Origin of the sequence: Streptomyces sp. G7(2002) (assembly GCF_028870195.1) — a bacterium.
In the GTDB taxonomy this organism is placed as follows: domain Bacteria; phylum Actinomycetota; class Actinomycetes; order Streptomycetales; family Streptomycetaceae; genus Streptomyces; species Streptomyces nigrescens.
The window spans coordinates 2,281,032-2,294,279 of record NZ_CP102609.1; the positions used below are offsets into that span (position 1 = coordinate 2,281,032).

The window sequence follows — 13,248 nt, forward strand, 5'->3', positions numbered from 1 at the left end:
TCAGTCGAGCGTAGTGAACGCCCCTTCACACGGGGTGTGAAGGGGCGCGGCGCCTCCTCACGGAGCACAGCCCCGCAGCATGTACGCGATCACCGCGTCGAGGCCGGCCGCGACCTGCTCCGCGGAGAGCACACTGCTCATCGCGAAGCTGGCGAAGCCGTGCAAGGTGGTGAACACCGGCAGGGCGATGCTGTCGACGGGGCCCTCCCGCACCTCACCGTCGCGCTGCCCCTCCGCGACCATCTCCTCCGCCATCGCTCCCAGCCGGTGCGCGGCCGCGATCAGCGCCTCGGACGCCGCCGGATCGTGCTTGACCGTGTACATCAGGTCGAGCAGCTCGGCGTTGGCGACGGCGAAGTCCACATAGGCGCGGACGAGTCCGCCGAGCCGGTCGGGGAAGGTCTCGCCCGCCTCCCGGGATGCGGCCAGGGTCTCGTGCAGACGGTCGAAACCGGCCAGCGCCAGCGCGTCGAGCAGCGCCTGCTTGTCCTTGAAGTGCCGGCTCGGGGCGGCATGGCTGACCCCGAGGTCACGGGCCAGCTCCCGCAGGGACAGGGCGCCCGGCCCCTTCTCGCGGAGCGTCTGCTCGGCGCGGGTGAGCAGCGCGGCGCGCAGGTCTCCGTGGTGGTAACGACGATGCATGGCCGCCATCCTATCCCCCATGTATTCACTGGCTACATTGTTGACATTGACATCATTGTTGGCGTTGCCTACATTGAAGCCATGACGCAGACCCCGAAGTGGAACACCACCGACATTCCCGACCAGACCGGCCGCACCGCCATCGTGACCGGCGCCAACAGCGGACTGGGCATCGCCACCGTCGACGCCCTCGCACGAGCGGGCGCCCATGTCGTCCTCGCCGTACGGGACCTCAAGCGCGGCGAGTCCGCCGCCGCCACCGTGCGGGGCGCCCGCGGCACCGTCGAAGTCCGCCGCCTCGACCTGGCCGACCTCGCCTCCGTCCGCGCGTTCGCCGCCGCCTGGCAGGACCCGGTCGATCTGCTGATCAACAACGCCGGAGTCATGAACATCCCGGAGTCCCGGACGAAGGACGGCTTCGAGACGCAGTTCGGCACCAACCACCTCGGCCACTTCGCGCTGACCAACCTGCTGCTGCCGCGCCTCACCGACCGTGTGGTGACCGTGTCGTCCGGCGCCCACCGGCTGCCCGGCAACCACATCCACTTCGACGACCTGAACCTGACCGGCGCCTACCGCCCCGTCACCGCCTACAGCCAGTCCAAGCTGGCCAACCTGCTGTTCACCCTGGAGCTGCAACGCCGTCTCGCCGCCGCGGGATCGCCGGTGCGCGCCCTCGCCGCACACCCGGGCTGGGCCGCCACCAACCTCCAGGGCGCCGACGCCAGCGCTCTGCGGCGCGCGGTGATGCGGGTGGGCAACCGGCTGGTCGCACAGGACAACAAGGCCGGCGCGCTCCCCACGCTCTACGCCGCCACCCAGGACCTGCCGGGCGCCTCCTACCTCGGCCCGGACGGGCTCGGCGAGATGCGCGGCGCACCGACGCTGGTCGGCAGGACGGCCGCGGCCAGCGACCCGGAGAGCGCCCGGCGCCTGTGGCAGGCCTCCGAAGAGCTGACCGGCGTCACCTTCCCGTCGCCGACCGGCCGGGAGGTCACGGAAGGCGCACGGTAGGCGGGGCGGTACCGGCCGCCCGCACCGGCACCCGCACCCGGTCGTTGCTCAGCATCAGCAGCGCCACATCGTCCGTCAGCCGACCGCCCGCATGCCGCAGCAGCGCCTTCCGTACGCTCCCGACCACCCCCGCCGGCGAGGGTCCGCACGGGGCCGCGGCCGCCTCGACACTGCTGCGCAGCTCCTGGGCCAGCGGAAAGAACTCCCCCGCCGCGTCCCGCGCATCGGACGCCCCGTCGGTGTGCAGAAACAGCCCCTCGCCGGGCCGCAGCCGCCCACAGCGCACCGCGGGCAGCTCCCGCGGCAACGGGAACAGCCCCAGCGGCGGCATCGGATCGGCCGGGGCGACCGGCGCGACCGCCCGGCAGGCGATCCGATAGGGCCACGGATGCCCGCAGTTGAGCGCCGTGACGGACCCGTCCCGGGCCACCTCCAGAAGCAGCAGCGTCACGAACTCCTCGGCGAGCGGGCTCCCTGGCTCCCCGCCGGCCGCCGACCGCCCGGTGTGCGCCCGCTCCCGCAGATGCCGCTGGTGCGACCGCTCCAACCGGCGCAGCACCTCCCCCAGTTCGGGCTCGTCGTGCACCACCTCGCGGAAGCTGCCGAGCATCGCCGCGACCGTGCCCATGGCGTCCAGCCCGTGCCCGCGCACATCCCCGATCACCGCCCGGACCCCGTGCCGGGTCCCCACGACCTCGTACAGGTCCCCGCCGACCACGGCCCCCTCGCTCGCGGAGAGATGGTCGGCCGCCAGCAGCACCCCGTCGATCCGCCGCGGTAACGGCCGCAGCAGCACCCGCTGCGCGGTGGCGGCGACCTCCCGGGTGCGCTCCAGCTCCCGTACGAGCCGCAGCCGCCGCCCGGCGGTCAGATAGCTGGCGCCGATCACCGCGAGGACCGCGCCACAGGTCATCAGGCGGGTGCCCCACCCGGCCCCGGGCTCCGCCTCGCCGAACGGCACCAGCGCGAGCAGCGCGCACAGCCCGCCGAGCAGCACGCACTGGCGGCGGCCGGTGCCCGCGCAGGCGATGGCGGGCGCGGCGGCGAGGAGTTGCAGCAATTGGCCGCTGGTCGGGTGGCTCAGCTCCCAGGCCACCACGCCGAGCACCCAGAGCCCGGGCAGGACGAAGACGAAGGCCCGCCGGGCGCTTGCCGCCCCTGCGCGCGCTCCACCCCTCGCCCGGTTTCGGATCATGCCGATGGTCCCCCTAGCCGGTGGTCCCCCAGGTAGTGAGCGGGTCGGCCCGGCCCACTGGCGCGGTCACACGGGCCCTGCCGACCCGGTCGATTCTCGCGACGTTCCGTGTCCATCCGACGACGATACGTACATCATCACCCGATGGAGTGATGGTGTACGGATCTGATCGTCTCCCTGGAAACCGCGGCCGCCCCAGGGACACCCGCCCCGCCCCACCGGCCCCACAGAACCCGCCCGCCGCACACCGAAAGGGGTGAGGGCGTGGACGGTGTACACCGTCCACGCCCTCACCCCGTCAAGCACGCCGTCGCGCGGTCGCAGGCAACGCCCACGCTCAGCCGCGCAGCACCGCCCCCGTCCGCTCCACGGCCGCCGCGACCGCCGCGTCACGGGCCGCCGAGGCCTCCTCGGCGGTCAGCGTCCGGTCGGCGGCGCGGAAGCGCAGCGCATACGCCAGCGACTTCTTGCCCGCGCCGATCTGCTCGCCGGTGAAGACGTCGAACAGCCGCAGCGACTCCAGCAGTTCACCCGCACCGCCGCGCAGCGCACCCTCGACCTCCGCCGCCGGGACACCGGCGTCGACCACGAGGGCGACGTCCTGGGTCGCGACCGGGAAGGCCGAGATCTTCGGGGCGCGCAGCGGTCCGGTACCGGCCTGCTCCAGCCGGTCCAGGTCGATCTCCATCGCGCAGGTGCGCTCCGGCAGGGCCAGCGTCTTGATGACCCGCGGGTGCAGCTCACCGGCGTTGCCGACGAGGATCTCCTCGCCGTCGACGAGGGCGAGCAGCGCCGCACAGCGGCCCGGGTGGAACGGGGCGTGCTGGTCCTGGCGGACGATCAGCTCCACACCCGCCTCCCGTGCGACGGTACGGCCCGCCTCGATGGCGTCCGCCCAGATCCCCGGGCGGGCGGCGCCCCACCAGCCGTCCTGCTCACGGCCGCCGGCGAGCACCACGGCGGCACGCCGCGGCTGCTGCGGGAGCGAGGCGTCCAGCGAGGCGATCTCGTCGTCGGTCGGCCGGCGGTCGACGACCAGCCGGCTGGCCGGCTTCTCGTCGCCGGTCGCCCGGAAGACCGGTCCGGTCTCGAAGAGCGCCAGGTCGTGGGTGCCCCGCCCGTAGTTGCGGCGCAGCGCGTGCAGCAGACCCGGGATCAGCGTCGTACGGAGGTCGGGCTCCTCGTCGGAGAGCGGGTTGACGAGGGTGACGGCCGCACGGCGCGGGTCGTCCGCCTCGATCCCGAGCTGGTCGAGCACGTGCGAGCCGGTGAACGGGTAGTTCAGCGCCTCGACATAGCCCGCACCGGCCAGCGCACGGCCGACCCGGCGGTACAGCCGCTGACGCTCGGTCAGCCCCCGGCCGGCCGGCGGCTTCGGGAGGGTGGAGGGCAGGTTCTCGTAGCCCTCCAGCCGGATGACCTCTTCGGCCAGGTCGTTCGGCTCGCTGAGGTCCGGCCGCCAGGACGGCACGGTCACGACCAGCTCGTCCTGCCCGTAGACGTCACAGCCGACCTGCTGGAGGCGGCGGACGACGGTCTTCCGGCCGTACTCGACACCGGCGACCTTGTCCGGGTGGCCTGCGGAGAGGCTGATCGTGCGCGGCCCGCGGGGCGTGACGACCTCGGTGACACCGTCCTCGGCGGTACCGCCCGCGAGCAGCACCAGCAGGTCGACGGTGCGCTGCGCCGCGGCGGACGCGGCCTCCGGGTCCACCCCGCGCTCGAAGCGCTTGGCGGCCTCCGAGGACAGCTTGTGCCGGCGGGCCGTACGGGCGATGGAGAGCGCGTCGAAGTGCGCGGCCTCGATCACGACATCGGTGGTGCCCTGCGGCTGACCGGTCCCGTCCTCCGCGACCGGGGCCGCGATCTCGGTGTTGGCGCCGCCCATGACACCCGCGAGACCGATCGGGCCGCGGTTGTCGGTGATGACCAGGTCCTCGGCGTCCAGCACCCGCTTGGTGCCGTCCAGGGTGGTCAGCTGCTCACCCGCGCTCGCCCGGCGGACGCCGATCGGGCCGTCCACGCTGGTGCGGTCGTAGGCGTGCAGCGGCTGGCCGAGCTCCAGCATCACGTAGTTGGTGATGTCGACGGCCAGCGAGACCGGACGCATCCCGGCCTTCTGGAGGCGGCGCTGCATCCACAGCGGGGTGCGCGCGCCGGGCTCCAGACCGGTGACCGTACGGGCGGTGAAGCGGTCGCAGCCGAGCGGGTCGGAGACCTGGACCGGGTAGCCGGCGGAGTTCGGCGGCGGCACGTCCAGCAGCGCCGGGTCACGCAGCGGCAGCCCGTAGGCGGTGGCGGTCTCACGGGCGACACCGCGCATCGACAGGCAGTAGCCGCGGTCCGGGGTGACGGCGATGTCCAGCACCTCGTCGACGAGCTCCAGCAGCTCGATCGCGTCGGTGCCGACCTCGTACTCGGGCGGCAGCACGATGATGCCGTGCGTACCGTCGTCGCCCATGCCCAGCTCGTCGCCGGAGCAGATCATGCCGTGCGACTTCTTGCCGTACGTCTTGCGCGCGGCGATCTTGAAGTCGCCGGGCAGCACGGCGCCGGGGAGGACGACCACGACCTTGTCGCCGACGGAGAAGTTCCGCGCGCCACAGACGATTTCCTGCGGCTCGCCCGTGCCGTTGGCCTGGCCGACGTCCACCGTGCAGAAGCGGATCGGCTTCTTGAAGCCCTCCAGCTCCTCGATGGTCAGCACCTGGCCGACGACGAGCGGGCCCTTGAGGCCCTCGCCGAGGCGCTCGACGGTCTCGACCTCCAGGCCGACGGCAATGAGCTTGGCCTGTACGTCACGGCCGGTCTCCGTCGCCGGCAGGTCGACGTACTCCCGCAGCCAAGAAAGCGGGACCCGCATCAGATCTCCATCCCGAACGGCCGGGTGAACCGGACGTCGCCTTCGAACATGTCACGCATGTCTTCCACGTTGTGCCGGAACATCAGCATCCGGTCGATGCCGAACCCGAAGGCGAAGCCGCTGTACTTCTCGGGGTCGACGCCGCAGGCGATGAGCACCTTGGGGTTGACCATTCCGCAGCCGCCGAGCTCGATCCAGCCCTCGCTGGAGCAGGTGCGGCAGGGGCGGTCGGGGTTGCCCACGGACTCGCCACGGCAGACGTAGCAGACCATGTCCATCTCGGCGGACGGCTCGGTGAACGGGAAGTAGTTCGGCCGCAGCCGGGTCTTCATGTCGGGGCCGAACAGCGCCCGGACCATGTGGTCGAGCGTGCCCTTGAGGTCGGCCATGGTCAGGCCCTCGTCGACGGCGAGCAGCTCGATCTGGTGGAAGACCGGGGAGTGCGTGGCGTCCAGCTCGTCGGTGCGGTAGACCCGCCCCGGGCAGACGACGTAGACCGGCGGCTCGCGGTCGACGAGCGTACGGGCCTGGACCGGCGAGGTGTGGGTGCGCAGCACGACGCCGGACTCATCGCCCTCGGTCCCGTTGCCCTGGACGAAGAAGGTGTCCTGCATCTGGCGCGCCGGGTGGTCGGGCACGAAGTTGAGGGCGTCGAAGTTGAACCACTCCGCCTCGACCTCGGGGCCCTCGGCGACCTCGTAGCCCATGGCCACGAAGACGTCCGCGACCCGCTCCATGAAGGTGGTGAGCGGGTGCCGGGCGCCGGCCGGGGTGCGGTCGTAGGGCAGCGTGACGTCCACTGCCTCCTCGACCAGCACGCGGGCGTCGCGCTCCGCCTCCAGCTCCTCCTGGCGGACCTTGAGCGCCTGGTTCACCCGGCCACGGGCCTGGCCGACGCGCTTGCCGGCGTCCGCCTTGGCGTGCGGGGGCAGGGCGCCGATCTCACGGTTGGCGAGCGCGAGCGGCGAGCGGTCGCCGGTGTGCGCGACCTTCACCTCACGCAGCTCCTCAAGATCGGCCGCGGCGGCGATGGCGGCCAGCGCCTCGTCCAGCCGTGCGGCGATCTCTTCCGGTTTCAGGGCTTCGACCTCGACAGGGTCGTACGACTTATTGGGTGCGGACATCTCTTCCCGTGCTTCCGGTGGACTGGCTTGGCTTGGCTCGCGTCGCCTCGGCTGTTCGATCACAAACGTCGATGACGAACGTCGATCACGAACGTGGGATGCCGAGCCCGCGTGTGCCCGCGATGCCTGTGCGCCAAAGGTGCCAAAGGTCAAGTCTAAGGGGGTCGGGCCGCGCGGCCGGTCCGCGCCCCCGCGGGGCGCCCGCCGCTTCCGCTTCAGGCCATGAAGGCCGGCGTCGCGACGGGCAGGCTAAATCGGAACTGTGCGCCGCCGGCCGGCGCCCGGCCGACCGTGATCGTCCCGCCGTGGGCCTCGACGATGCCCTTGACGATGTAGAGGCCCAGGCCGGTGCCGCCGCGCTTGCTGCCCCGCCAGAAGCGGGTGAAGACGCGGCTCATCGATTCCTCCGGGATGCCGGGGCCCTCGTCGCTCACGGTGACGCTCGTCCCCTCCGTGCTGGTCGCGTCCGATACCGGTCCGACCTCGATGGTGACGGTTCCCTCGCCGTGACGCACCGCATTTTCCAGCAGGTTGCCCAGGACCTGGTCGACCTTGTCCGGGTCTGCCCACAGATCGGGCAGCGGTTCCAGCATCCGGATCAGGAAGCGGTCCGGGCGCTGGCCGGCGGTGGTCTGCGCCTGGACGTGCCGGCGGACCGCTGCGCTCATGTCGACCCGCTGCCGGCGCACCTCCAGGCGGCCGGAGTCGATCCGGGAGATGTCCAGCAGCTCGGCGATCAGCCGGGTGACGCGGTTGGCGTCGGCGTCCACCGTCTCCAGCATCAGCCGCTTCTGGTCGTCGGTGAAGCGTTCCCACTTCTGGAGGAGGGTGGCGGTGAAGCCCTTGACCGAGGTCAGCGGCGAGCGCAGTTCATGGGCGACGGTGGCGATCAGCTCGGCGTGGCTGAGCTCCGTACGGCGCCGGGCCTCGGTGCCGCGCAGCGCGATCACCAGCCGCCGGACGGGCCCCGTCGGCCGGGTGCGGACATAGCGGGCGGAGACCAGCACCTCGCGGCCGCCGAGCAGCAGATTGCGCTCGGGCTGGCCGCGGCGGATCGCGAGCCCGCCGTAGGGGTCGGTGAGCCGCCACCAGCGGCGGCCCTCGATGTCCTGCAGCGGCAGGGCGTGTTCGAGGGGGCGGCCGAGCGCGTCCTCGGGAGCGATGTGGGTGATCTTGGCCGCGGCGGCGTTGAAGCAGATCACCCGGCCGGTCTCATCGGCGACGACCAGGCCGTCGGGGAGATCGTCGGGGTCCAGGCCGAGACCGCTCCCCAGGACGTCCGGTTCCCCGGCCTGAGCGGGCAACGGCCCGCGCGCCGGTCCGTCGGACCGGCGGCCGTCAGCGGTGACTGTGATGCCGGAAGTCCTCACACTCATCCCCGTTACCCCCTTCCGGGCCCCCGAGCACGCAAGCCTACTAGCTCACACCGGAAGTGCCCCGAAGATCGGAGGGACACCCCTCAGGCGGGTGACACCGCGCGGCAGCCACCCGGGCTGCGCTGGGCGCGGGCGGAGGCGTAGAGGCAGACCGCCGCGGCCGTCGCGAGGTTGAGGCTCTCCGCCCTGCCGTGGATCGGGACCCGCACCACGGCGTCCGCCAGCGCCCGGGTCTCCTCCGGCAGGCCCCAGGCCTCGTTGCCGAAGACCCAGGCGGTGGGCCCGCCCATGGAGCCGGTGTCCAGCTCGGCGTCCAGGTCGCGGTCGCCCGCGCCGTCGGCGGCGAGGATCCGTACACCGGCGGACTGCAGTCCGCTCACCACCCGCTCGACCGGGACGCCCACCGCGACCGGGAGGTGGAAGAGCGAACCGACCGAGGCACGTACGGACTTGGGGTTGTACAGGTCCACGGAGGCGTCGGTCAGCACCACGGCGTCCGCGCCCGCGGCGTCCGCGCAGCGCAGCACCGTGCCGGCGTTGCCGGGGTCACGGACGTTGGCGAGCACCGCGATCAACTGCGGGCGGGTGGCGAGGATTTCCTCGAACGGCGAGTCGAGGAACCCGCAGACGCCGAGCAGTCCCTGCGGGGTGACGGTCTGGGAGATGTCGGCGACGGTCCTGTCGTCGGCGTAGTGGACCCGCACCCCGGCCGCGCGGGCCGCCTCGACGATCTCGGTGTGCCGCTCGGCGGCCTCGACGGTGGCGAACAGCTCGATGAGCGTGGGCACACCGCCCGTGCGGTGCGCGATGGCCTCCCGTACGGCCTGCGGGCCCTCGGCGATGAACCGGCGCTCCTTGCCACGGAAGGCGCGGCGGGCCAGCCGCCGGGCGGCGGTGACACGCGGGGAACGCGGGGAGATCAGCTCGGGGGTGCCCATGGGCGGCGGCTCGCTTCTGTTGTTCGGTGCGGAGGGGTCCCGGTCCGTCCGCACGGACGTGGCCGGGTCCGGAAAAGCGGCGGACCCGCAGGCCGGGGCCTGCGGGTCCGTCACCACGTCGTCAGGCTGAAGTTCAGGCAGCCTTCGGGGCGTTGACGTCGCTCGGGAGCGCCTTCTGCGAGGCCTCGACGAGCGCGGCGAACGCGTTGGCGTCGTTGACCGCGAGGTCGGCCAGGATCTTGCGGTCCACCTCGATGTTGGCGGCCTTCAGACCCTGGATGAAGCGGTTGTAGGTCATGCCGTTGGCGCGGGCAGCGGCGTTGATGCGCTGGATCCACAGCTGACGGAAGTCGCCCTTGCGCTTCTTGCGGTCGTTGTAGTTGTAGACGAGGGAGTGGGTGACCTGCTCCTTCGCCTTGCGGTACAGGCGGGAGCGCTGGCCACGGTAGCCGCTGGCCTGCTCGAGGATCGCCCGGCGCTTCTTGTGGGCGTTGACTGCCCGCTTGACGCGTGCCACTTGTTAACTCCTTGTAGCGGGGCCGTGGTTGTCGTCACACGGCCCGAATCGATTGGGTCCCGGTCCGAGTCGCGCGCCCCCTCCAGTCAGTGGGGCGCGGCGGCTCACTTGCCGAGAAGCTTCTTGATCTTCGCGGCGTCGCCCGGGGCCATCTCGGCGTTGCCGGTGAGGCGACGCGTCACGCGGGACGACTTGTGCTCGAGCAGGTGGCGCTTGCCGGCGCGCTCACGCAGCACCTTGCCGGAGCCGGTGACCTTGAAGCGCTTGCTGGCACCGCTGTGCGTCTTGTTCTTCGGCATGCGCCGTTCTCTCCTCGTCAGTGGCGCTCCCGCAGGCACGAACCGGCGAGCGGGAGCGTCATGTATATCGATTGATGTCCGGGGCGGGCTCGCCCCGGGGTGAACCGGGACTCACGCCGCAGGGATCACGCCTGGGCGTGCTCCCCGGTGGGCTCCTCGGCGGGCTCCTCCACGGACTCGTCCGCGGGAACTCCGCCCTGGCGCTCCGCCTTGCGGGCGGCCTGCGCCTCACGGGCCTCGGCCATCGCCTCGGTCTTCTTCTTGTGCGGACCGAGGACCATGATCATGTTTCGGCCGTCCTGCTTCGGATTCGACTCGATGAAGCCGAGGTCCTCCACGTCGGACGCGAGCCGCTGCAGCAGCCGGAAGCCCAGCTCGGGGCGGGACTGCTCGCGACCACGGAACATGATCGTGATCTTGACCTTGTCACCCTGCTTGAGGAACCGGACGACGTGACCCTTCTTGGTGTCATAGTCGTGCGGGTCGATCTTCGGCCGGAGCTTCATCTCCTTGATGACCGTGTGCGCCTGGTTCTTGCGCGCCTCACGGGCCTTCATGGCCGACTCGTACTTGAACTTCCCGTAGTCCATGAGCTTGCAGACGGGCGGGCGAGCGTTCGCCGCCACCTCGACCAGGTCGAGGTCGTACTCCTGAGCAAGCTCAAGGGCCTTGGCAAGCGGAACAATCCCGACCTGCTCGCCGCTGGGACCGACAAGTCGCACTTCGGGAACGCGAATCCGGTCGTTGATGCGGGGCTCGGCGCTGATGGATCCTCCTCGGTAGCACCACGCGACGGCCTGGCGGACTGCCGCGTAACGTCTTTTCGGTGTGACCTACCGCGCCGGTACATGAAAAACGCCCCGGACGGGACACAGGCGGGGCTCCACATAGATCTGGAGCACCGCCGCGAAGTCTCCGCGGGGCGCAGCCGGACCGTTGACCCGCCAACCGTGAGGTCGGTCGGGTGGGAGATCGGAGCCTCCACTTGCGGGCCGGTCACATGCGTGTCCGGCCGGTCGGAACACCAGAATACACGAGTCAAGGGGTGGCACCCACTTCTGTGCTGACGCGGACCTGCCCCGTGCCCTGGAGGACACTCCCGGACGCGGGGTCCGGGCGCACTGCCCATAGGCTGGAGCCGACCCCTCAGCAGGAAGAAGCCCGAAGACATGAGTGACCAGACACCGCAGCAGCCCGACGCAGCGCACGCGGCGAATCCCGACTTCGACGCCATGACCCGTGATATCGCGGAGGTGCCGGCGGTCGAGGTGATCACCACGGTCGCGGTGCATCTGATGAGTTCGGCGGCGGTCAACCTCGGGCTCGCCGAGGAGGGCGCCGCGCACAAGGACCTCGACGAGGCGCGCAAGCTCATCCAGGCGCTGGCCGGGCTGGTCACCGCCAGCGCCACCGAGATCGGCTCGTACCACGCGGCGCCGCTGCGGGACGGTCTGAAGTCGCTGCAGCTGGCGTTCCGTGAGGCCTCGGTCGTGCCGGACGAGCCGGGCCAGGGCCCCGGGGAGAAGTACACCGGCCCCGTCCACGGCTGAGCCGGGCGGCGGACCGCCGCACACACATGACGGGCCCCGGCCGGGGATACGGCCGGGGCTCTTCTGCGTACAGGGGTGGGTGGGCGCTGCCTCAGGGTCCGTCGTCGGGCCCCGTCGCGGGCTCGTGGGGCATCGCCTCGTCGGCGACGAGGACCGGCTCGTGCGGCGGGTGGGTGATCTGGTGCACCACCGCCGCGATGGCGGCGCCGATCAGTGGCGCGACGATGAACAGCCACAGCTGGGTGATGGCCGCGCCGCCCGCGAACAGCGCCGGGCCGATCGAGCGCGCCGGGTTCACGGAGGTGCCGTCCAGCGGGACGCCGATGAGGTGGACGGCGGCCAGGGCCAGACCGATCGCCATGCCGTTGAAGCCGATCACGGCCACCTTGTGGGTGACCGACAGCCACACGTAGACCAGCAGGAAGGTCATCAGTATCTCGGCGACGAAGGCACCGCCGAGGTTGAGGTGGACCGCCGAGCGGTCGCCCCAGCCGTTCGTGCCGAAGGAATCATGGGTCTGCAGTCCCGGGATCTGCTTGGCGACCAGGAAGAGCAGGGCCGCGCCGGCGATGGCGCCGACCACCTGGGCGATCCAGTACTCGGTGGCCGTCCGCAGGCTGATCCGGCGGGCCAGCAGCATGCCCAGGGTCACCGCGGGGTTGAAGTGGCAGCCCGAGATCGGGCCGAGGGCGTAGGCCAGCGCCACCATGGTGAAGCCGAAGGCCAGGGCGATGCCGAAGGTCCCGATGTATTCGCCCGCCAGCACTGCCGAGCCGACGGCGAAGAACACCAGGAGCAGGGTGCCGAGGAACTCGGACACGACCGTGCGGGTCAATACCGCCGAGATCTCCGTTTTCTCCATGGGGCTCTCCTCGCGTGGATCTTGAGCTCTCCTCGCATTGTGCGGCCCTGGAGACGAACCCGCCCGTTGGCGGCCGGGGGACCGGCCGGGGGCCCCGGGCCCCGGCCGTGGGTGTCAGCGCCGGTAGAACGGCTCCTCGGCCGTCGTGCCGCCGGGCGGCAGAAGGGCCAGGTCCAGGCCCCTGACGAGCCGGGCGCGCAGGACCTCGTCGGTGGCCAGGGCCCGGGCCAGCCGCTGGGCGACCTCGGCGGTGGGGGCGTCGGGCGCGAGGCCGAGGGCGAGGGTGGCGTCGGTTTCGTCCGACGGCGCGAGGCGCGCGACGAGCACACCGGGCTCGGCGTCGAGCAGGGTGCGCAGGGCCTCGGTGACGGCCGGGTCCGCGAGCGGGTCGGCGCTGGTGCGGCCCTCGGCGAGCGCACGCAGGGCGGGGCCGGTGAGCTGGTAGGTGACCGGGCCCGCCAGGTCGACGACCACGGTGTCGGCCTTCTCGTGGGAGGCGGCGAGCAGCGCCTGCGGCAGCGGGACCGCGACCGGGCGGGCATCGGCACGCCAGCGCCCGAGGGTCTCCATGGAGGTGAAGGCGGGGAGGGCGCGGCGGCCGTCCGGGGCCTGGAGGGTGGGGACGGCCATGTCGCTGGTCTTCTCCCGGCGCAGGCCGTCGGGTCCGGTCTCGACCTCACCGAGGACGGCCACCACGGGCACCAGGACGCGGGCGCCTGCCAGCGCCGCCAGCAGCTGGGGCTCGGCGCTCCGGTCCCGGTCGTAGGCCGCCAGGGCCGCGGCCAGTGCCGGGTCGGCGGAGCCGTCGTCGTCGGCGAAACCGGGGTCGGGAATGTTCTTCTGCACGCGCCTGAGCGTATCGGGTGGG

Annotated in this window: 13 protein-coding genes; 2 read left to right on the plus strand and 11 right to left on the minus strand. The window is 72.0% G+C overall.

Annotated elements, in window-relative coordinates:
- Nucleotides 1-57: 57 nt before the first annotated feature.
- A complete protein-coding gene (locus NUT86_RS09180) occupies nucleotides 58-651 on the minus strand; it encodes a TetR/AcrR family transcriptional regulator (RefSeq protein ID WP_274734674.1) in 594 nt (197 codons plus the stop codon).
- Nucleotides 652-723: 72 nt separating this feature from the next.
- Here NUT86_RS09180 and NUT86_RS09185 point away from each other — a divergent pair, with 72 nt between their 5' ends.
- Nucleotides 724-1,656 carry an oxidoreductase gene (locus tag NUT86_RS09185; RefSeq protein ID WP_109888610.1) on the plus strand — a complete coding sequence of 311 codons (933 nt, stop codon included), beginning with the start codon at nucleotides 724-726 and terminating at the stop codon, nucleotides 1,654-1,656.
- Here the strand turns inward: NUT86_RS09185 and NUT86_RS09190 are convergent.
- From NUT86_RS09190 to infC, 8 genes are all read right to left on the minus strand, one after another.
- The gene (locus NUT86_RS09190; RefSeq protein WP_109888612.1) at nucleotides 1,637-2,851 is read right to left on the minus strand and encodes a PP2C family protein-serine/threonine phosphatase; all 1,215 of its coding nucleotides are present in this window, start codon (nucleotides 2,849-2,851) and stop codon (nucleotides 1,637-1,639) included. The genes NUT86_RS09185 and NUT86_RS09190 overlap by 20 nt on opposite strands.
- A 337-nt stretch (nucleotides 2,852-3,188) precedes the next feature.
- Complete coding sequence (gene pheT, locus NUT86_RS09195; RefSeq protein WP_274734675.1) at nucleotides 3,189-5,714, minus strand: phenylalanine--tRNA ligase subunit beta; 2,526 nt, start codon at nucleotides 5,712-5,714, stop codon at nucleotides 3,189-3,191.
- Nucleotides 5,714-6,838, minus strand: a complete 1,125-nt coding sequence (gene pheS, locus NUT86_RS09200) for a phenylalanine--tRNA ligase subunit alpha (RefSeq protein WP_093647777.1) — start codon at nucleotides 6,836-6,838, stop codon at nucleotides 5,714-5,716. The genes pheT and pheS overlap by 1 nt, the downstream gene beginning before the upstream one ends.
- Nucleotides 6,839-7,053: 215 nt before the next feature.
- On the minus strand, nucleotides 7,054-8,214 hold the full coding sequence (locus NUT86_RS09205) for a sensor histidine kinase (protein ID WP_274734676.1): 1,161 nt from the start codon (nucleotides 8,212-8,214) through the stop codon (nucleotides 7,054-7,056).
- A gap of 83 nt (nucleotides 8,215-8,297) precedes the next feature.
- Nucleotides 8,298-9,152 carry a TrmH family RNA methyltransferase gene (locus NUT86_RS09210; RefSeq protein ID WP_274740432.1) on the minus strand — a complete coding sequence of 285 codons (855 nt, stop codon included), beginning with the start codon at nucleotides 9,150-9,152 and terminating at the stop codon, nucleotides 8,298-8,300.
- Between the two features lie 133 nt (nucleotides 9,153-9,285).
- Entirely contained in the window at nucleotides 9,286-9,669 is a 384-nt protein-coding gene (gene rplT, locus NUT86_RS09215; protein WP_018087732.1) for a 50S ribosomal protein L20, read from the minus strand.
- 104 nt (nucleotides 9,670-9,773) lie between these two features.
- Nucleotides 9,774-9,968: a 50S ribosomal protein L35 gene (rpmI, locus tag NUT86_RS09220; RefSeq protein WP_016576627.1), complete on the minus strand. Its 195-nt coding sequence runs from the start codon at nucleotides 9,966-9,968 to the stop codon at nucleotides 9,774-9,776.
- Nucleotides 9,969-10,093: 125 nt separating this feature from the next.
- A complete protein-coding gene (gene infC, locus NUT86_RS09225; protein WP_078518488.1) occupies nucleotides 10,094-10,735 on the minus strand; it encodes a translation initiation factor IF-3 in 642 nt (213 codons plus the stop codon).
- A gap of 402 nt (nucleotides 10,736-11,137) precedes the next feature.
- Between infC and NUT86_RS09230 the strand changes: the two genes are divergently transcribed.
- Nucleotides 11,138-11,518 (plus strand): DUF1844 domain-containing protein, encoded by a 381-nt coding sequence (locus tag NUT86_RS09230; RefSeq protein ID WP_018087734.1) that lies wholly within the window; start codon nucleotides 11,138-11,140, stop codon nucleotides 11,516-11,518.
- A gap of 91 nt (nucleotides 11,519-11,609) precedes the next feature.
- On the opposite strand, the gene NUT86_RS09235 is transcribed toward NUT86_RS09230, so the two are convergent.
- Both NUT86_RS09235 and NUT86_RS09240 read right to left on the minus strand, forming a co-directional pair.
- A complete protein-coding gene (locus tag NUT86_RS09235; protein WP_093647779.1) occupies nucleotides 11,610-12,380 on the minus strand; it encodes an MIP family channel protein in 771 nt (256 codons plus the stop codon).
- A gap of 114 nt (nucleotides 12,381-12,494) precedes the next feature.
- A complete protein-coding gene (locus NUT86_RS09240; protein ID WP_274734677.1) occupies nucleotides 12,495-13,226 on the minus strand; it encodes an SseB family protein in 732 nt (243 codons plus the stop codon).
- Nucleotides 13,227-13,248 lie beyond the last annotated feature (22 nt).